The 19,327-nt window shown below is 70.7% G+C and carries 15 protein-coding genes; 2 read left to right on the top strand and 13 right to left on the bottom strand.

Annotation, left to right across the window (positions count from 1 at the left end; all coding sequences use genetic code 11):
* Positions 1-5 precede the first annotated feature (5 nt).
* Positions 6-2,165, bottom strand: a complete 2,160-nt coding sequence (locus F9B98_RS01455; protein WP_150951869.1) for a DEAD/DEAH box helicase — start codon at positions 2,163-2,165, stop codon at positions 6-8.
* A 272-nt stretch (positions 2,166-2,437) separates the two neighbouring features.
* Positions 2,438-4,834 (bottom strand): heavy metal translocating P-type ATPase, encoded by a 2,397-nt coding sequence (locus F9B98_RS01460; RefSeq protein WP_150951872.1) that lies wholly within the window; start codon positions 4,832-4,834, stop codon positions 2,438-2,440.
* 117 nt (positions 4,835-4,951) lie between these two features.
* Between F9B98_RS01460 and F9B98_RS01465 the strand changes: the two genes are divergently transcribed.
* Positions 4,952-6,319, top strand: coding sequence for an MFS transporter (locus F9B98_RS01465; RefSeq protein ID WP_150951875.1), 1,368 nt, complete (start codon positions 4,952-4,954; stop codon positions 6,317-6,319).
* Positions 6,320-6,549: 230 nt separating this feature from the next.
* Here F9B98_RS01465 and F9B98_RS01470 read toward each other — a convergent pair whose 3' ends face one another.
* From F9B98_RS01470 to F9B98_RS01490, 5 genes are all read right to left on the bottom strand, one after another.
* Complete coding sequence (locus F9B98_RS01470; protein WP_150955729.1) at positions 6,550-7,494, bottom strand: bifunctional riboflavin kinase/FAD synthetase; 945 nt, start codon at positions 7,492-7,494, stop codon at positions 6,550-6,552.
* Positions 7,491-7,910: a hypothetical protein gene (locus F9B98_RS01475; protein WP_150951878.1), complete on the bottom strand. Its 420-nt coding sequence runs from the start codon at positions 7,908-7,910 to the stop codon at positions 7,491-7,493. The genes F9B98_RS01470 and F9B98_RS01475 overlap by 4 nt, the downstream gene beginning before the upstream one ends.
* A gap of 71 nt (positions 7,911-7,981) precedes the next feature.
* Positions 7,982-8,350 (bottom strand): hypothetical protein, encoded by a 369-nt coding sequence (locus F9B98_RS01480; RefSeq protein ID WP_150951881.1) that lies wholly within the window; start codon positions 8,348-8,350, stop codon positions 7,982-7,984.
* A complete protein-coding gene (gene truB / locus F9B98_RS01485; protein WP_150951884.1) occupies positions 8,347-9,231 on the bottom strand; it encodes a tRNA pseudouridine(55) synthase TruB in 885 nt (294 codons plus the stop codon). Before truB ends, F9B98_RS01480 begins: the two co-directional genes overlap by 4 nt.
* A complete protein-coding gene (locus F9B98_RS01490; RefSeq protein WP_150951887.1) occupies positions 9,231-9,707 on the bottom strand; it encodes a hypothetical protein in 477 nt (158 codons plus the stop codon). The genes truB and F9B98_RS01490 overlap by 1 nt, the downstream gene beginning before the upstream one ends.
* 110 nt (positions 9,708-9,817) lie before the next feature.
* On the opposite strand from F9B98_RS01490, the gene F9B98_RS01495 reads away from it, so the two are divergent.
* Entirely contained in the window at positions 9,818-10,696 is an 879-nt protein-coding gene (locus F9B98_RS01495) for an A/G-specific adenine glycosylase (protein WP_150951890.1), read from the top strand.
* Positions 10,697-10,874: 178 nt separating this feature from the next.
* On the opposite strand, the gene rbfA is transcribed toward F9B98_RS01495, so the two are convergent.
* From rbfA to F9B98_RS01525, 6 genes are all read right to left on the bottom strand, one after another.
* The gene (gene rbfA, locus F9B98_RS01500) at positions 10,875-11,351 is read right to left on the bottom strand and encodes a 30S ribosome-binding factor RbfA (RefSeq protein WP_150951893.1); all 477 of its coding nucleotides are present in this window, start codon (positions 11,349-11,351) and stop codon (positions 10,875-10,877) included.
* Positions 11,352-11,564: 213 nt separating this feature from the next.
* On the bottom strand, positions 11,565-14,390 hold the full coding sequence (infB, locus tag F9B98_RS01505; RefSeq protein ID WP_191966617.1) for a translation initiation factor IF-2: 2,826 nt from the start codon (positions 14,388-14,390) through the stop codon (positions 11,565-11,567).
* 93 nt (positions 14,391-14,483) lie between these two features.
* Complete coding sequence (locus F9B98_RS01510; protein WP_094733408.1) at positions 14,484-14,735, bottom strand: YlxR family protein; 252 nt, start codon at positions 14,733-14,735, stop codon at positions 14,484-14,486.
* A 34-nt stretch (positions 14,736-14,769) separates the two neighbouring features.
* Entirely contained in the window at positions 14,770-15,759 is a 990-nt protein-coding gene (nusA, locus tag F9B98_RS01515; RefSeq protein WP_150951896.1) for a transcription termination factor NusA, read from the bottom strand.
* Between the two features lie 120 nt (positions 15,760-15,879).
* Positions 15,880-16,482 (bottom strand): HD domain-containing protein, encoded by a 603-nt coding sequence (locus tag F9B98_RS01520; protein WP_150951899.1) that lies wholly within the window; start codon positions 16,480-16,482, stop codon positions 15,880-15,882.
* Positions 16,483-16,771: 289 nt separating this feature from the next.
* Positions 16,772-19,267: a glycogen/starch/alpha-glucan phosphorylase gene (locus F9B98_RS01525; protein WP_225310183.1), complete on the bottom strand. Its 2,496-nt coding sequence runs from the start codon at positions 19,265-19,267 to the stop codon at positions 16,772-16,774.
* Positions 19,268-19,327: the final 60 nt, after the last annotated feature.

Here is a 19,327-nt window from a genome sequence, read left to right on the forward strand (position 1 = left end):
GGGACTCAGGCCTTGCCGAGCGCCTGACGCAGCAGGTGCATGAGGGCCGAGAGCTGCACCGAGTCGCTCGAGCCGGGCTCGATGGCCTGGCCGTCGAGGGCGCGGGCCGCGAGGCCCTCCTTCGAGTCGATGAGCTCCGCGATCTTCGTGTCGATCGTGTGCGCGGCGATGATGCGCCACGCGGTCACGGGCTCTTCCTGACCGATGCGGTGCACGCGGTCGATTGCCTGCGTCTGCTCGGCGGCGGTCCATGACAGCTCGGCGAGCACGACGTTCGATGCGGCCTGCATGTTCAGGCCGACCCCGGCGGCGGTCAGCGAACACACGGCGATCCCCACATCGGGGTCGCTGTTGAACGCGTCGATCGCAGCCTGGCGCGCCGTCGAGGTCTGCTCACCGCGCACCGACACGGCCTTGAGGCCGGAGGCTTTGAAGTGGGCCTCCGCGGCATCCATCACATCGATGTGCTTGGCGAAGAACACGACCTTGCCGACCGAGCGCTGCAGCTGCACGGCGTAATCGGCGGCGAGGTGAGCCTTGGCCTGACCGATGCGGCGGACCATCGTGAAGACGTTCTCGCTGCCCGAGCCGGCGGCCTTGCTTTCTTCGAGCTCGCCATGGGCGACGAGACGCACGATGTCTTCATCGATCTCGCCCGCGGCCAGGCCCCGGTCGCCGCGCGCCTCGATGATGCGGCGGTACTTCGCGGCCAGTCGCGCGCCGAGTTCGCGCTCGGCCTGGCGAATCGAACGACCGTACTCGTCGTCGAGCTCCACGGGAAGGTCGGCCACGAGCTTATCGGGCAGGTCGGCGGCGACGTCCTTCTTCTTGCGTCGGACGATGCCCATCGAGATCACCGCTTCGCGCGCCTCGGGGTAGAACGCCTTGTCCGCGGGCGTGAGGCCCGTGGCATCCAACTTCTCCATGAGTTCGGGGCCGGGCTTCTCGCCGTTGGTCCACCCGAGGAAGCGCCAGATCGCGTCGAAATCCTCGACGTCGTTGATCAGCGGGGTACCGGTGAGCGCGAGAAGGAGCGGATCACGGGTCTGCTGACGGACTCGGGATGCCAGCGCCAGCACGTTCTGCGAGCGCTGGGACGTGAGGTTCTTGATGAAGTGGGCCTCGTCGACGACGATGCCCTTCAGCCCGATTGACGACAGCCAGGACAGGTGCCGGTCGAGGATCTCGTAGTTGACGATGAAGACGTCGGCGAAGGCATCGATGTCGGCACCGCCGCCCGAGATCACGGTCGCGCGACGCTGCGGCGTCCACCGCTGCACCTCGCGGGCCCAGTTCATCTTCACGACGTTGGGCACGACGACCAGGAGCGGGTAGGCATCGGCGACGGATGCCGCGAGCACCGACTCCGCGGTCTTGCCGAGGCCCGGCTCATCGGCGAGCAGGAAGGAGCGGTGTCCGGTGCGGACGGCCTCGAGGAAGCGCGACTGGTGCGGCATGACCTCGAGTCCGCGCGGCGAGAGCCGGTCGAACTCGGGTACGGGCGGGAGCTCCATGCTCGCGGCCGACCCGCCGGCGCCGGTCTCGAACGCCTTGTACAGCGGGCCCATGAGTTCCCAGCCGTCGAGGCGGCGACGCGGGGCATCCCCGGTCGCGCGGGGCGTGAGGTCGGGCGCGAGGAAGGGGTTCGCCATCTGACGCGCCTCGATCGAGGGCGGGACGACCTGCTTCTCGGCCAGGGCCGCCGGGACGACGGGTGCGACCTTGGGCGTGTTGTCGGTGATGATGAGCTCGTCCGGCGGCAGCTCCGCCCCGGATTCGAGCAGCCAGTCGCGACGCATGCGGCGGGCGACCGGTGAGGTGGCCTGATCCACCTCGAGCAGCTGGATCAGCGAGGTGTCACGCGCGGCGGTCTTGGCGAGGATCGTGGCGACACCGTCGAGACGCTTCAGCAGCTCGGCGCGCGCGGCGTCGGTGATCTCGGTGTCGGCCTTGACCCGGGCGCGCTCCTCGCGGACGAGGAAGGCGATCACCTGGAACTTGACGCGGTTGGTGGGCCCGAGCTTTCCGCGCTGCGCCTTCGCCTCGATCTCGCGCACCTTGCGCGCGAGGATCGGGATGACGGGTGCTTCGTCGTCGCGTCGGGATGACGTGGTCTTCCTGCGTCGTTGGCTGGAGCCTCGGGACGCGGTTGCCGTAGTCGGCATGCTCCTCCTGAGCGTGTCGTCCGGATGACAGTCCGGAGCGTCCGGCGAATGCCGGTGGATCAGTGACCCCGGGAGTTCGTCGCGCGAACCGCCGCCGGAGAAGCGGTGTCGGCGACCCGCAACGCGTCTACGCCATAACGGCTCGCGAGGACAGCGGGAATCGGAGTCGCCACCATTCTAGCGGCCGACGACCGCTTTCCGCGTGAGGTGTCAGAATTTGTCGCCGCGGAGAGCCGCGAAGCGACAAATCCTGGCGCCTCACGCGCAGCGAGTCAGCCCGCGCGTCGCAGCCGCAGGCTGTTCAGCACCACGAACACGCTCGAGAACGCCATCGCCGCCCCGGCCAGCATCGGGTTCAGCAGACCCAGCGCGGCCAGGGGCAGCGCCGCGACGTTGTACGCGAACGCCCAGAACAGGTTGCCGCGGATGATCCGCATCGTCCGGCGGCTGAGGGAGAGGGCGGTGACGATCCCCCGCGGGTCGTCGCGCATGAGGGCCACGTCGCTCGCGTGCAGCGCGGCATCCGTCCCCCCTCCCATCGCGATACCCAGATCGGCGGATGCCAGGGCGGCGGCGTCGTTGACCCCGTCGCCGACCATCGCGACGGTGCGCCCCTCCGCTCGCAGCGTCGTGATGGCCGCGACCTTCCCCTCGGGCAGCACCCCGGCGCGCACCCGCTCGATGCCCAGTTGCTCGGCGACGGCGCGGGCGACGTGCTCGTTGTCGCCGGTGAGGAGCACGGGCTCGAGCCCCATCCGCTTCAGCTGCGCGATCGCCGCGGCGCTTTCGGGACGCACGGTGTCGGCCACCTCGATGACGACCCGGGCGCTCATCGCCCCGTCGCGACCGGCCCACCCGGCGACCACGACGGTGCCGCGGCGCTCCCCCTCATCGACCGCCTGGGCGAGCGTCGCGGGCAGCTGCCCTCCGAGGTCGGCGGCCAGCGCCGGGCGACCCGCGAAGACGCGCACGTCGTCGACGGTTCCCGTGACCCCGCGCCCGGGCAGGGCCTCCAGATCGGCGGCGACCGGCCCCTCCCCCGCCGCGGCCACGATCGCGTGGGCGATCGGGTGCTCCGACCCGCGCTCGACCGCGGCGACGCGCCGCAGGGCGTCCGCGGCATCCTGTGCCTCGACGGTCGTGACCCGCGCGACGCTCATGCGTCCCGAGGTGAGGGTGCCGGTCTTGTCGAGCACGATCGTGTCGATGCGCTCGGCGGACTCCAGGGCGGCGGGACCCGTCACGAGGATGCCGAGCTGCGCCCCCCGCCCGGTGCCCACGAGGATGGCGATGGGGGTGGCGAGCCCCAGGGCGCAGGGGCACGCGATGATCAGCACCGCCACCGCCGCGGTGAAGCCGGCGGCGACGGGTTGCCCGGCGACCAGCCATGCGACGAGGGTCAGCGCGGCGAGCGCGATGACGACGGGAACGAACACGCCGGAGATCCGATCGGCGAGGCGCTGCACGCGGCTCTTGCCGAGCTGGGCGTCTTCGACGAGGCGGGCGATGCGGGCGAGGCGCGTCTGCTCGCCCACCCCGGTCGCGCGCACGACCAGCCGGCCGCCCGAGGCGATCGTGCCGCCGGTGACGGTGGATCCGGGACCGACGTCCACGGGGAGGGACTCGCCCGTCAGCATGCTCTCGTCGATCGACGCGCGTCCTTCGAGCACGTCTCCGTCGGTGGCGACGATGGCTCCCGGACGCACGACGAAGACGTCGCCGACGGCGAGCCGGTCGATGTCGATGCGGCGCCCGTCCGCGAGCTCGGCCTCGCGCGCGCCAAGGTCGAGCAGGGCGCGCAGGGCCGCCCCGGCCCGCCGCGTGGACCGCTGCTCGATCACGCGCCCCAGCAGCAGGAACACCGTCACCGCCGCCGCGACCTCGAAGTACACGACCGCGGAGGCGTCGTGCACCGGGCCGAACAGCATGACCTCATGACGGATGCCGATCCGCCCGGCCGTTCCGAACACGAGAGCCCACACGCTCCACAGGTAGGCGGCGAAGGTGCCCAGGGTGATCAGCGTGTCCATGGTCGCGGCGCCATGGCGGGCGTTGCGCAGCGTCGCACGGTGGAACGGCCACCCGCCCCACAGCACGATCGGCGTCGAGAGAACGAGCGACACCCACTGCCACCCCGGGAACTGCCACGCCGGGATCATCCCGAGTGCGACGACCGGCACCGCGAGAGCGAGCGAGACCCACAGCCGCACGCGCAGCGGCGTGGATCCGGGGGCGTCGCCGGTGTCGTGGACGTGACCGCCGTGATCCGCGTCCTCATCGAGCGCTCGACCCGTTGTGGCGTCGATCTCTCCGCCGGGGGCGGGGACGGCGACGGGCTCGGGCGTCGGGGTGCCGGCATCCGCTCGCTCCTCCCGCCGGGATTCGTCCGGGGCGACGGATGCCGAGGGGCCCGGCGCTGCGAGAGGGGTGGCGGAACGCGGACGAACGGTGGCGTCGTAACCGGCGGAGCGGACGGCGTCGACGAGCGCCGTGGGGTCGAGGTCGGCCGGGTACCGCACGCGCGCGGTCTCTGTCGCGAGATTGACCGCGGCCTGAACGCCCTCGACCCGGCCGAGCTTCTTCTCGACGCGGGCGACGCAGCTGGCGCAGGTCATGCCCTCGATATCGAGCACGGCTTCCGCGGTCGGCGCTTCGGTGTTCTCGCCCATGGCTTCTCCTCCGGTCACTCCGTTCAGAACAGGATACCCCCTGGGGGTATTCCTTGGGCGGGCGGATCGCACGCCGCCACCCGCCCCGGGCACTGTGCGCGACCCTACGCTGGAGTCATGGCCGAGACGATGACACGCGAGCAGCGGGTCGTGCTGGCGGTCGCCGTTCTGGCGTCGTTCGTGTCGTTCCTCGACGGGACCGTGGTCAACGTCGCCCTCCCCGCGATCGCCGGCGAGCTGGGTGGCGGTCTGTCGACGCAGCAGTGGGTCGTCGATGCCTACCTCGTGACCCTCGGGGCGTTCATCCTCGTCGCAGGATCGCTGAGCGATGTGCTCGGGCGGATCGTCGTGCTGCGGATCGGCCTCGTCGGCTTCGGCCTGACCTCGCTCGCCATCGCCGCGGCCCCCACCGCCGAGTTCCTCATCGTCGCCCGGGCTCTGCAGGGCGTTGCCGGAGCACTGCTCGTCCCGAGCTCGCTGGCGCTGATCACCTCGACCTTCCGCGGGCCCGCGCAGGCGCGCGCGATCGGCATCTGGACCGGGGCGACCACGGTCGCCATGCTCGCCGGCCCCCTGGTGGGCGGCATCTTCGTCGACACGCTGTCGTGGCGTCTGGTGTTCCTCGTGAACGTGCTGCCCATCGCGGTGACGCTGTGGTTGCTCATCCGCCTCGGGCACCGCGACCACCGTCGACCCGACGCGCGCGTCGACATCCTCGGCGCCGTCCTGTGCGCCCTGGGCCTGGGCGGCATCGTCTTCGCCCTCATCGAGCAGCCGAACCTCGGGTGGGCATCGCCCGTGATCTGGGTCCCCGGGCTCGTCGGCATCCTGTCGTTCGCGGGTTTCCTCGTGCGCCAGCGGACCGCGCGCGACCCCATGATGCCGCTCGACCTGTTCCGCTCCCGCAACTTCTGGGCGGGAAACCTCACGACCGTCTTCGTCTACGCCGCCCTCTCGCTCAATGGCTTCGTCTTGAGCGTGTACCTGCAGCAGGGCGCGGGGCTGCCGGCCACCCTCGCGGGGCTCGCCTCGCTGCCGAGCACGGTGCTGATGATCCTGCTCAGCTCACGGATGGGTGCCCTCGCGGGTCGCTTCGGACCGCGTCTGTTCATGACGCTCGGGCCCGTCGTGATGGCCGGCGGGGCGCTGCTGCTCCTGAGCGTCGGCGACGACTTCGACTACTGGACGCAGGTGCTGCCGGGCGTCATCGTGTGGGGGTTGGGCCTGACCGCCACGGTGTCGCCCCTCACCGCAGCCGTGCTCGGCGCGATCGACACCGAGCGCTCGGGCATCGCGTCGGCCGTCAACAACGCGGTGTCGCGCGTAGCGGGCCTTCTCGCGATCGCCGCCGTGTCCGCCGTCGTCGGGGGCTCGCTCGATCTGGGCGGGTTCCATCGCGCGGCCGTCTTCACCGCCGTGCTGATGCTGCTCGGGGCTGCGGCGTCGTTCCTCGGCATCCGGAATCACCTGTCGCGGCAGGACTGAGCTGCGGTCCGGGCGGCGCGTGGGTCGGGTGATGTTTTCGCTCGCACCGGCGTGGCCCCGGGACCACCAACAACGCCCCGGGGCCACGAAACCCGCCCCGAAAGTGACGCGTCAACGCTCCCCGCGTTCCCCTCGCGCCGGCGTGGCCCCGGGGCCACGAAACCCGCCCCGAAAGCGTGCGTCCGGCGCTCAGTGCCCGGTGCCCAGCACCCCGGCGCACACCCCCGCGCTCAGCGCAGGATCGCCCGCGCCCGCTCGACGTCGTCGGCCATCTGCACGAGCAGGGCGTCGATGCCGTCGAAGGCCGTCATCTCGCGGACGCGCTCGACGAAACGCACCTCGACGTGGTGCCCGTACAGGTCGAGCCCGGTCTCATCGATCACGTAGGCCTCGACCTGGCGCGCGTGCACGTCGTCGAACGTCGGGTTCGTGCCGACGCTGATCGCGGCCGGGTAGCTGATGCGGCGCGCCCCGTCGACGTCGACGAGCCAGCCGGCGTAGACGCCGTCCGCGGGGATGAAGCCCTCGAGGTCGGGCGAGAGGTTGGCGGTCGGGTAGCCGAGCTCGCGACCGCGCTTGAGTCCGTGCACGACCTCGCCCCAGACCGACGGCGCGCGACCGAGCAGACGCGCCGCCGTGGTCACGTCGCCGGCCGAGAGGGCCTCGCGAATCCACGTCGACGACACCCTCCGGTCGGCGTGCACCGCGCGCACGTCGTCCACCACGTCTACGCGGAAGCCGTGCTCGGCACCCATGCGCTCCAGCAGGTCGGGGTCGCCCGCTCCCCCGGCGCCGAAGCGGAAGTCACGGCCGACCAGGACCGTGCGGGCCTGCAGTGCCTCGACGAGAACCCGCAGGACGAAGGCGTCGGCGGGAATCGCGGCGAGCTCCGCGTCGAACGTGAGCAGCAAAGTGGCGTCGACTCCGGCGCGCTCGAGCAGCTCCAGCTTCTGGTGCGGGCCGATCACGTCGGGCGGGCACTTCTCGGGACGCAGCACGCTGAGCGGGTTGCGGTCGAAGGTCACGGCCACGACCCGCGCACCGTCGGACGCGTCGATGCGCGCGCGGTCGATCACGGCACGGTGCCCGGCGTGCACGCCGTCGAACTTGCCGATGGCCACGACCGAGGGACCGAAGTGCGCGGGCACCTCGGACGGGTCGCGGAAGACGATCACCGCGACGCCCGACGGTGGCGCGTGAGCCACCAGAGTCCGACGAAGGGCAGCACCAGCGGGATGAACAGGTACCCGTAACCGTAGATCGACCACACCGTCGGGTGCTGGAACAGCTCGGGCAGCACGAGGCTCAGGGTGCCCACGACGAGCACCCCCACCAGTTCGAAACCGATCGCGATCCACGCGACCCGGTACCAGACAGGACGCGCCGAGAACACGAGGGCGAGGGTCGCCAGGATGTAGACGACCGCCGCGAGGGCCGACAGCGTGTACGCGAGGGGGGCGTCGTCGAACTCGCGCACGATCTGCACGAACGAGCGGCCTGTGGCGGCGAGCGCCATGATGCCGTAGACGACGACGAGGACACGGCCGATGCCGGTCATCCCCCGGGAGCGGGTGGGAGCTGTGGATGCCATGACCTCACGATTCTAGTTCTCCCGCGGCCGGAGTGCCCGGCGCTCGCCCCGGGGTCCCGGCATCCGGGGTCTCAGGCGATCTGCACGGTCCAGATCTGGTGCATGCGCCACACCATGACGGCGACGGCGAGGGCGGCGACACCCATGACGACGGTGCTCCAGCGGCTGCGTTCCAGCAGGGCCCAGGCCGCGCCGGCGACGGGCACGAGGGCGGCCGAGACGAGATACGTCCAGAACTCGAGCAGGCTTCCGGTCGGCGCATTGCCGGCCAACGGCGCGATGATCGCGACGACGATCTGCACGATGAGCAGCAGCTCGATGAGCGCGAGGGAGCCGACGGTCACATCTCCCGGTCGGCGGCCGATGAGCCCCGCCGTGATCGCCACGAGACCCGCGAGCACCGCGATCCCCACCTGTACGAGGGTGAACCACAGGATCATCGGGCGGCCTCCTCGGGCATGTTCATGGCGCTCTTGAGCTGCGTGCCGCGCTTCTCGACGATGCCCACGAGGCGCCCGTCGGGGTCGATCGCGGCGGCGACGGCGCCGGTCAGGCGTCCTCCCCCGTCGATGCGCTTGCCGTGCCGCAGATCTCGCGCTTCGTCGGCGCCGACGGCCAGGGCGCCCACGACCACCGCGGCGGCCGTGGCCGGCTCGACGAGGGCGTCTTCGGCGATGTCATCGACGGATGCCGCGGCCGAGACGTCGAAGGAGCCGATGCGCGTACGACGCAGCGCCGTCAGGTGCCCGCCCACGCCGAGGGATCGACCGAGGTCGCGGGCCAGGGCGCGGATGTACGTGCCGCTCGTGCAGTCGACGACGACGTCGAGCTCGATCGTCACGCCTTGCCGGCGCGTCTCGCGGACGTCGAAGCGCGAGACGGTGACGCGTCGCGCCTTCAGCTCTACCTCCTCGCCCGCCCGGGCGAGATCGTAGGCACGCCGGCCGTCGACCTTGATCGCCGAGACGGTGCTCGGCACCTGGTCGATCTCTCCGGTCAGCTGCGCGATGCCCGCGACGATCTGGTCGTCGGTCACTGCGGAGGCGTCCGTCCGCAAGGTTTCGACCCCGTCGGCGTCGTCGCTGTCGGTCTCGACGCCGAGCAGGATCGTCGCCTTGTACGTCTTGTCGGCGCCGACGATATAGGTGAGCAACCGAGTCGCGCCCTCGACCCCGAGGACGAGCAGGCCCGTCGCCATGGGGTCGAGCGTGCCGGCGTGGCCGATCTTGCGCGTGCCGAGGGCGCGGCGGGCCCGCGAAACGACGTCATGGCTGGTGATGCCTCCGGGCTTGTCGACCAGGAGGATGCCGGGACGCACCATCAGCAGAAGTCCCCGAACACCTGCACCGGGTGCGTCGGGTCGGAGTTCTCGACGATGACGGAGGCCGCGACGCGCGGTCGCGCGGTGTGGACGTAGTGCTTCTGCGCCTCGGGCAGCTCGGGCCGTGGTTGCCCGACCGGAGGATTGACCTCGAGCCACACCGACCAGTTCCACAACCCCCGGCGCGCGGGCGTCTGCAGGAACACTCCGTCGACCACGAGCACGGCGTCGCCTTCCCCGGCGCGGAACGGTGCCACGACGGACTCGCGCACGTCGGTCTCGCCGTCTTCGACGCTGGCCCGGTGCACGGGCGTGCCGTCCTCGGCCACCGCGGAGGCGAAGCCGTCGGCGAAGACGCGGGCCCCCTCGGCATCCAGCCCCTCGATCGCCACCACCACGCGCCCCGCGCGGTTGTTCTGCCGCATGAGGTCGCGCAGGCTGCGCTGGAGGGTCTCGACGGGGTTCTCGCTCGACATGCTTCCAGCCTACGGTCGACCTCCGACATCGGACCGCCGCCACCCCCGACCGCTCGTTCACGCTCCCGACGGCGCGCCGGGCCGGGGCCGGGCGAGCCTAGGCTGGAGGGATGCCAGCCCTCGCCGCCCCGCTCATCGAGTGGTACCGCGACGCGGCGCGCGACCTTCCCTGGCGCCGCCCGGGGTTCGGGGCGTGGGGCACGCTGGTCAGCGAGTTCATGCTGCAGCAGACGCCGGTCGCGCGCGTCATCCCGCACCTCGAGGCGTGGCTCGAGCGCTGGCCCACCCCCGCCGATCTCGCGGCCTCTCCCCCGTCCGACGCGGTCACGCAGTGGGCGAACCTCGGCTATCCGCGCCGCGCGCTGTGGCTGCACCGGGCGGCGGTCGAGATCCGCGATCGGCACGACGGCGTCGTCCCCCGCGAGGTCGAGGCCCTCCTCGCCCTCACCGGGATCGGCGATTACACGGCGCGCGCGGTCGCGGTCTTCGCCTACGGCGACCGGCACCCGGTCGTCGACACGAACACCCGGCGCGTTCTCGCGCGCGCGGTCGAGGGCGTGGCGCAGCCCGGCCCCCCGCACCGCCGTGATCTCGAGCGGATGGATGCCGAGCTCCCCCGCGACCTGCTCGAGGCGGCCGTCGTGAACGCCGCCGCCATGGAGCTCGGCGCGATCGTCTGCACGGCCCGCGCGCCGAAGTGCGACCTGTGCCCGCTCGCCGCGCAGTGCGCGTGGCGCGCCGCGGGATACCCCGCCTCCGAGGACCGGCGGCGTCGGCAGGCGAAGTACGAGGGCAGCGACCGGCAGGCGCGCGGCGCGGTGCTGAAGCTCCTTCGCGACGCGGCCCCGTCCCCGATGCCGCTGTCCGCGGTGCTGCCGGACTGGCCCGACGCCGCCCAGCGCGACCGGGCGATCGACTCGCTGATCGCCGACGGCCTGGCCGAAGCGGACGACGACCTCCTGCGGCTGCCGGGCCATCCGGCATCCTGAATTCCTCGTCCGGGCCGCGTGCCGCGCTCCGGACATCTCCGCCGTCTTCGGGCGATCCGGGCTGTTCTCCCCCGCCGGTTCGCGCGTTCGTCCGAAGCCCGGTACGCACCGCGCCGGGGACGACGACGGCCGGATGCCACCCCACTCAGGGGCGACCTCCGGCCGCGTGCGTCGAGGCTCAGGCGCGCGGGGCGTCCTCGTCGTCGATCTCGTCTTCGGGGTCGTCGTCTTCGTCGTCTTCGCGCGGCTTGACGTACGGGTCGGCGTCGCCGGCGTAGGCGGCCGAGGCGGCCAGGCCCGCGACGGATTCGTCGCGCTCGCGCGCTTCGCGCAGCAGCGCCGAGATGTGGTCGGCGTTCTCGGGGATGCCGTCGAGGATGAACTCCAGCGACGGGGTGAGACGCGTGTTGAGGTGCTTGCCGACCTCGCTGCGCAGCATGCCCGTCGCCGACTTCAGCGCCGCGGCCGTGTCGGCCCGGTGCGCCTCGTCGCCCATGACGGTGTAGAACACCGAAGCGCGCTGGAGGTCACCCGTGACCCGCACGTCGGTGATGGTCACGAAACCGAGCCGCGGGTCGCGCAGCCCCTTCTCGAGACGCTCGGCGAGCACCACGCGGATCCGGTCCGCCACCCGTGCCTGTCGTTCCCCTGCCACAGCCTTCTCCTTCTTTCTCCATACCGCCGCGAGTCGAGTGCCCCGTGGCTCATCGCCGGGTGGCGGTCCTGACGAAGGAGCGTACCCAGCGGAGGCCGGAGGGGTGTGCATCTCCGAGAGCATCGGGGTAGGGGCCCCGCTCTGCTCTCGGAGATGCACACCCCGCAGGCCGAAGCGGGGGCCGCACCCGAAGGCACGACCCCCGCTTGACGATCAGCCTCGCGGCTTCTCGACGAGTTCCGTCGTCTCGATCTCGTCGCCGACCTGGATGTCGTTGAACTTGCCCAGGCCGATACCGGCCTCGAAGTCCGTCCGCACCTCGGTGACGTCGTCCTTGAAGCGACGCAGCGACTCGATGGCCAGGCCGTCGGCCAGCACGACACCGTCGCGGATGACGCGGGCCTTGGCGTTGCGCGTGATCGTTCCCGACCGCACGATGACACCGGCGATGTTGCCGAACTTCGAGGAGCGGAACACCTCGCGGATCTCGGCGACACCCGACTGCACCTCTTCGAACTCCGGCTTGAGCAGACCCTTGAGCGACTGCTCGACGTCGTCGATCGCGTTGTAGATGACGGAGTAGAACCGCACGTCGACACCCTCGCGGGCGGCGCGCTCGCGGGCCTTCGTGTCGGGACGGACGTTGAAGCCGATCACGATCGCGTTGTCGATCGTGGCCAGGTTGATGTCCGACTCGGTGATCGCACCCACACCGCGGTGGATGATGCGCAGCTGGACGCTGTCGTCGACCTCGATCTTGAGCAGCGACTCTTCCAGCGCCTCGACGGCACCCGACACGTCACCCTTGATGATGAGGTTGAGCGACTCGACCTTGCCCTCTTCGAGAGCACGGGTGAAGTCTTCGAGCGAGATGCGCTTGCGGGCCTTGGCCAGCTGGGCGTTGCGCTCGGCCGCTTCACGCTTCTCGGCGATCTGACGGGCGGTGCGGTCCTCCTCGGTGACGATGAAGACGTCGCCGGCGCGGGGCACGGAGTTCAGACCCTGCACCTGGACGGGACGCGACGGGTAGGCCTCTTCGACCGCTTCGCCGTTCTCGTCCATCATCGCGCGGACGCGGCCGTAGGCCGTTCCGGCGACGATCGCGTCGCCGACGCGCAGGGTTCCGGACTGGATGAGCACCGTGGCGACCGAACCGCGACCCTTGTCGAGCTTCGCTTCGATCGCGACACCGCGGGCCGCCTTGTTCGGGTTGGCCGTGAGGTCGAGGCCGGCGTCGGCGGTGAGCAGGACCGCATCCAGGAGAGCCTGGATGTTGAGGTTCTGTCGCGCCGAAACGTCGACGAACATGACGTCTCCGCCGTACTCCTCGGCGACCAGACCGTACTCGGTGAGCTGCTGGCGCACCTTGGCGGGGTTGGCGTCGGGCTTGTCGACCTTGTTGACCGCGACCACGATCGGCACGTTCGCCGCCTGGGCGTGGTTCAGCGCCTCGACCGTCTGGGGCATGATGCCGTCGTCGGCCGCGACCACGAGGATCGCGATGTCGGTCACCTGCGCACCACGGGCACGCATGGCGGTGAACGCCTCGTGACCCGGGGTGTCGATGAAGGTGATCGCGCGCTCGATGCCCTCGTGCTCGGTCCAGATCTGGTACGCACCGATGTGCTGCGTGATGCCGCCGGCCTCGCCCGCGACCACGTTGGTCTGGCGGATGGCGTCGAGCAGTCGCGTCTTACCGTGGTCGACGTGACCCATGACGGTGACCACGGGAGGACGGATCTCGAGATCGTCCTCGCTCTCGGCCTCGAGCTCGGCATCGAGGTCGAGACCGAAGCCCTCGAGGAGCTCCTTGTCTTCGTCCTCGGGCGAGACCATCTGGATCTTGTAGCCGAGCTCCTCGCCGAGCACCTCGAAGGTGGCCTCGTCGAGCGACTCGGTCGCGGTGGCCATCTCGCCCAGGTTGAACAGGATGGTCACGAGCGTGCCGGGCTGCACGGTGTAACCGCGCAGGGCCTCGAGCTTGTCCGCGAAGTCGGCGATGGAGGCACCGCGACGAAGGCGGATGATCTCGCCGTTGCCCTTCGAGACGTTGACGCCGCCGACGACCGGCGCCGACCGCATCTCGAATTCCTGCCGCTTCGCCCGACGCGACTTACGCTGCTTCGACTTGCCGCCGCCCTTACCGAAGGCACCTGCGGTACCACCGCCGGGGCCACGGCCACGGCCACCGCCGCCACCGGGACGACCGGCGAAACCGCCGCCGCCGGGAGCGCCGCCACCGGGGCGCTGGAAGCCGCCACCGGCACCGCCGGGACGACCGGGACCGCCGGGACGCTGCTGGAACGGAGCGCCGGGACGACCGCCGCCACCGGGACGACCGGCACCACCGGGGCGCGGGGCACCGGGACGCGGGGCGCCGGGGCGCGGAGCCTGCGGACGCGGGATGTTGCCGGGGGTCGGGCGCTGGCCCATGCCCTGCGCCGAGGCGAAGGGGTTGTTACCCGGGCGCGGGCCGGACGGACGCTGGCCCATGCCCTGCGACGAAGCGAAGGGGTTGTTGCCCGGGCGGGCTCCACCCGGACGCGGGGGCGCGCTCGGACCGGGCTTGGGGGCACCGGCGCCGGGGGTCGCTCCACCGGGGGTCGGCGCGGTCGAGCCGGGGCTCGGGGGCGACGACGGAGTCGACGGCTTCGCCGCCGGCGTGGCCGCGGGGGCCTCGGAGGCGGGGGCGGATGCCGCGGGTGCGGCCTGAGCCGGAGTCGCCGCGGGAGCGGCGGGAGCCGCAGGCTTCGCGGGGCCGGGGGTGGGGCCCGAGGGACGGGCACCGGGGGTCGCCGCGGGACGCGCGGGGCCCGGACGGGCTCCGGGGCGCGCCGCGGGCGCGGCGGAGGAACCGCCGCCGGCCGGGGCCGACGAGCCCTCGGCCGCGAGGGCGGCGCGGAGCTTACGGGCCACCGGGGGTTCGATGGTGGATGAGGGGCTCTTGACGAACTCGCCGAGCTCCTTCAGCTTCGCAAGCGCGACCTTGCTGTCGACGCCGAGCTCGGAAGCGATCTCGTGCACGCGTGGTTTAGCCACAATTCTCCTGTCTGAGGGCCTACCCCGGACAGGGCAGACCGTTAGTTGCGGACGGGTCTCATTTCGAGCCGTTCACTTCGTGTCCATAGCCGTTCAGCCTTTTCGCTGGAGGTGTGATTCGAAGGTCTGCGTGTCAAGCGGGCCTGATACACGCAATGCTCGTACGAAGGCGCGGCGCGTGAGAGCTTTCCTCACGCATGCGTCCGTCTCGTGCACCCACGCTCCCCGCCCGGGAAGGACCGCTCGCTCATCTGCGACGAGGACCGATCCGTCGGCGACCACACGCAGAAGCGAGGATCGGGGGGCGCGTGCGCGGCATCCGACGCACGTTCGTACGGGTTCCATCCTACACCTCGCGATCGTGGGGACGATCGGACCCTCAGTTGTCTTCGAGGATGCTGTCGGGCTGGATGTCGATCTTCGCGCCGGTGAGCTTGGCGGCCAGGCGGGCGTTCTGGCCCTCCTTGCCGATCGCCAACGACAGCTGGTAGTCGGGCACGAGCGCGCGGACGGCCTTGGTCGTGGCATCCAGGACGAAGGACGAGGTCACCTTCGCGGGCGACAGCGCGTTCGCGACGAAGCGCGGCAGCTCGGCGTCGTAGTCGATGATGTCGATCTTCTCGCCCGCGAGCTCCTCGGTCACGGCGCGCACGCGTCGCCCGAGCTCTCCGATGCACGCGCCCTTGGCGTTGACCGTGGGGTCGGTCGCCTTCACGGCGATCTTCGAGCGGTGGCCGGCCTCGCGCGCGAGCGAGACGATCTCGACCAGGCCCGCGGCGATCTCGGGAACCTCGAGGGCGAAGAGCTTGCGCACCAGCCCGGGGTGGGTGCGCGAGACGGTGATCTGCGGGCCCTTGTTGCCCTTCGACACGCTCGTGACGTAGACGCGCAGGCGCGAGCCGTGCGCGTACGTCTCACCGGGAACCTGCTCCTCGGGCGGGAGGATCGCCTCGACGGTGCCGAGGTCGACGTGCACCATGCGCGGGTTGGGGCCCTGCTGGACGACACCGGCGACGATGTCGCCCTCTTTGCCCTTGAACTCCCCCAACACGGCGTCGTCGGCGATGTCGCGCAGACGCTGGCTGATGACCTGCTTGGCGGCGAAGGCGGCGATCCGGCCGAAGTCGTCGGGAGCCTGCTCCTCTTCACCGATGACGGCACCCTCGTCGTCGGTCACGGGCGTGAAGATGCCCACGTGACCGGTCTTGCGGTCGAGCGAGGCGCGAGCGCCCGACGGGATCTCGCCGGTGGGCGAGATGTGCTTCGCGTAGGCGGTGAGGATCGCCTGCTCGATGATGCGCGCGAGTTCGTCGAAGGGGATCTCCTTCTCGCGTTCGATCGTCTTCAGAAGTGCGAGATCGATGTCCACAAGGCCCTCCGTTGTTCAGCTTTCGTCGGCACGACCGGCGCCGACAACCCTCCTACGATACCCGGGATGCCACGACCCTCGCATCTCGGCGGACGATTCCGGATGCCAGGACCTCACGGATCACAGCGATTCGAGGGGATTCGCGGCGAGCTTGGCCACCACTCCCCCGTCCACCAGGCGCTGGGCGGCGGTATCGGGCTTGCGCGCCGCCTGGTCGAGCACGCACGCGCCGAACTCGGCGGCTAGAGCTCCGCGCGGGTGAGCGGCGAGCACCTCGCGTCGGAAGTCCTCGGGCAGCGCGTCGGGGCGGGCACCCGAGATGTCGAGGCCCGTCGCGATCTCGAGCAGGTGCCCCTCGGCATCCATCGACGGATCCACCCGCGGCCAGTTGTGTCGCACGATCACCTCGAGCGCACGCTCGCGTCGGGGCTGCTCCCACCCCGCGCCCGCGGTGAGCGCGACACCGACATGGCCGGCGGCGTGCTCGTACGAGATCGAGTGGTTGTCGAACTCCGTCACCGTGCCGATGTCGTGCAGGACGGCGGCGACGTACAGCAGCTCATGATCGATGTTCCGGATGCCGTCGACCACCGCGAACGCCTCGGCCCACAGCCACGACCGCAGCGCGTGCGCCGTGATCGCCGGCGATTGGTATTGCCGGGCGAGCGCGAGGGCACCCCGGGCGGCGAGGGTGTCGGGAACGGTGAAGTCGCTGATGTACACGGGCCCTCCGGGGTCGAGAGGCTTCCACTCTCGCGCAGGTCGCCCCCACGACGCCGTCGCCGGCCTGCCAGCCTTCGCAGCCTTCCCGCCAGCCGCCGTGCACAACGCAGGAGAGAACGGCGCAACGCGCCGCGATGCCCCCACGGTTCCGGGGTGCGCTGGCCACGCGGCCCCCGGATCTCCGGAGTTGTACACGCACCGCGCCCGGCACCGTCCCGCATACCGCCGACAGAATGACGGATGCCGCGACCTCGGGCGCTCGCCCGGGTCACGGCATCCGGAGACCGCGTCAGCTCACCGGGGTGGCGTGCCAGATGCGGTCCAGGTAGTCGCGCATGGCGCGGTCGGACGAGAAGTAGCCGCTGCGGGCGACGTTCAGGATGGCCGCGCGGACCCACCCGTCCTGGTCGGCGTAGGCGGCGTCGACGCGGTCCTGCGCGTCGAGGTACGACGAGAAGTCGGCGAGCGCCATGAACCGGTCTTCGTACAGGAGGTTCGACACGAGGGGCTCGAACACCGTGCGGTCGCCGTCCGAGAAGGCGCCCGAGGCGATGAGGTCGATGGCGCTGCGCAGCCGCTCGTCCTTCTGATAGAAGTCGGCGGGACGGTAGCCCTCGGCCCACAGCGCCTCGACCTCGGGCTCGCTCATGCCGAAGAGGAAGAAGTTGTCGTCGCCCACGAGCTTGCGGATCTCGACGTTCGCGCCGTCGTCGGTGCCGATGGTGAGGGCACCGTTGAGGGCGAGTTTCATGTTGCCCGTGCCCGACGCCTCTTTGCCGGCGAGGGAGATCTGCTCCGACAGGTCGGCGGCGGGGATGATGCTCTCGGCGAGGGTGACGTTGTAGTTCGCCGGGTAGAGCACCTTCAGCTTGCCCTGCACGCGCTCGTCGGCGCTGACCACCTCGCCGACGGCGTTGATGAGATGGATGATGCGCTTGGCCATGCCGTAGCCGGGGGCGGCCTTGGCACCGAACAGGAACGTGCGCGGCTGCACGTCGGCGACGTCGAGTCGACCCGACACGATCCCCTCGTAGGTGCTCACGATGTGCAGCACCTTGAGCGTTTGCCGCTTGTACTCGTGCAGGCGCTTGATCATGACGTCGAGCATGTGGCCGTCGTCGAGGGGGTCCTCGCCCCGCGCCTCGAGCACGCGGCTCAGGCGACGCTTGTTCGACGCCTTGACCGCGGCGAAACGCTCGCGGAAGTCGGCGTCGTCGGCCAGGGCCTCCAAGCCCCGCAGGCGCTCGAGGTCGACGGTCCAGCCGGCACCGAGCGCCTCGGTGATGAGGGCTGAGAGGTCGGGGTTGGCCAGACGGAGGAAGCGGCGGGGCGTGACGCCGTTGGTGACGTTGGTGAACTTGTCGGGCCACATCTCGGCGAAGTCCCTCAGCACGTTGTCGCGCAGCAGCTGCGAGTGCAGCTCGGCGACGCCGTTGACCTTGGAGCCCGCCACCGTGGCCAGGTAGGCCATGCGCACCGAGCGGTAGGGGTGCTCGCCGATGATCGACATGTTGCGGATGAGCATCTCGTCGTCACCGAAACGCTCGCGCACCTCGAGCAGGAACTCGTCGTTGATGCGGTAGATGATCTCGAGGTGGCGCGGCAGCAGACGCCCGAGCAGGTCGACCGACCACACTTCGAGCGCCTCGGGAAGCAGCGTGTGGCAGGTGTACGCGAAGCACTTCTGGGTGATGGCCCAGGCGGCATCCCACTCGAGCTTCTTCTCATCGACGAGCACGCGCATCAGCTCGGGGACGCCGATCACCGGGTGGGTGTCGTTGAGCTGGAAGATCACGCGCTCGGGGAGCTTGTCGAGGTCGAAGTCGTCGGGCAGCACGTGCTCGATGAAGTCGGCGATGGATGCCGCGACGAAGAAGTACTGCTGCTGCAGGCGCAGCTCTTTTCCCTGGGGCGTCGAGTCCTCGGGGTAGAGCACCTTGGAGATGTTCTCGGCGAAGGTCTGAGCGCGCACCGACTCGACGTAGTCGCCGGAGTTGAAGGTGTGCAGGTCGAAGGCGTTCGTGGCCACCGCGCGCCACAGGCGCAGGGTGTTCACGCGGCCGTTGTGGTAGCCCGGGACCATCATGTTGTACGGCACCGCGAGCACGTTCCACTCGGGAATCCAGCGGGTGCGCTCGACGCCGTCGTCGTCGTAGGTCTCGGTGGTGCCGGCGAACGAGATGGTCTGCGCGGCCTCGGGGTGGGCGAAGTCCCACGGCGAGCCCATGCGCAGCCACGCGTCGGGCTGCTCGATCTGCTGACCGTCGGCGAAGGCCTGGCGGAAGATGCCGTACTCGTAGCGGATGCCGTAGCCGATCGTCGGCACGCTCATCGTCGCGAGCGAGTCGATGAAACAGGCCGCGAGGCGTCCGAGACCACCGTTGCCCAGGCCCGGCTCGATCTCGACCTGACGCAGGTCGTCGATGTCGATGCCGCACTGGGCGAGAGCCTCGGTCGCGATGTCGGTCAGGCGGGCGGCGAGCAGGTTGTTGTCGAGCTGGCGCCCCAGCAGGTACTCGGCCGAGAGGTAGCAGACGGTCTTGTTCTGCTGGGCCTTCTGCTGCGCACGATCGTCGAACCAGCGCGCCATGAGGTAGTCGCGCACGGTGTACGCCAGCGCGAGGTACTGGTCGTTGACGTCGGAGGTCGACAGCGTCACGCCCTGGTCGAAGTTCAGGTTCTGAAGGAACTGTTTCGCGAACCCGTCGACGGATGCCGCGGGGGCGACGACCGGCGCGATGGCGAGCGGGTGAGTGGGACGCAGCTCTGAGGTGTTCTCGGGCACCATCCGACCGTAATCAGATCGGCACCACCCTGCCAAGACGGCAACGGCCTTGACACAGGA

It is taken from the genome of Microbacterium testaceum StLB037, from assembly GCF_008763945.1.
GTDB lineage: Bacteria > Actinomycetota > Actinomycetes > Actinomycetales > Microbacteriaceae > Microbacterium > Microbacterium testaceum_G.

What these genes read in the sequence shown, in the direction of transcription:
- F9B98_RS01455 (WP_150951869.1), bottom strand. Translation starts at nt 2,165, where the DNA reads ATGCCGACTACGGCAACCGCGTCCCGAGGCTCCAGCCAACGACGCAGG.
- F9B98_RS01495 (WP_150951890.1), top strand. Translation starts at nt 9,818, where the DNA reads ATGCCAGCCCTCGCCGCCCCGCTCATCGAGTGGTACCGCGACGCGGCG.
- F9B98_RS01510 (WP_094733408.1), bottom strand. Translation starts at nt 14,735, where the DNA reads ATGGAACCCGTACGAACGTGCGTCGGATGCCGCGCACGCGCCCCCCGA.
- F9B98_RS01460 (WP_150951872.1), bottom strand. Translation starts at nt 4,834, where the DNA reads ATGGGCGAGAACACCGAAGCGCCGACCGCGGAAGCCGTGCTCGATATC.
- F9B98_RS01490 (WP_150951887.1), bottom strand. Translation starts at nt 9,707, where the DNA reads ATGTCGAGCGAGAACCCCGTCGAGACCCTCCAGCGCAGCCTGCGCGAC.
- truB (WP_150951884.1), bottom strand. Translation starts at nt 9,231, where the DNA reads ATGGTGCGTCCCGGCATCCTCCTGGTCGACAAGCCCGGAGGCATCACC.
- F9B98_RS01480 (WP_150951881.1), bottom strand. Translation starts at nt 8,350, where the DNA reads ATGATCCTGTGGTTCACCCTCGTACAGGTGGGGATCGCGGTGCTCGCG.
- F9B98_RS01465 (WP_150951875.1), top strand. Translation starts at nt 4,952, where the DNA reads ATGGCCGAGACGATGACACGCGAGCAGCGGGTCGTGCTGGCGGTCGCC.
- F9B98_RS01475 (WP_150951878.1), bottom strand. Translation starts at nt 7,910, where the DNA reads ATGGCATCCACAGCTCCCACCCGCTCCCGGGGGATGACCGGCATCGGC.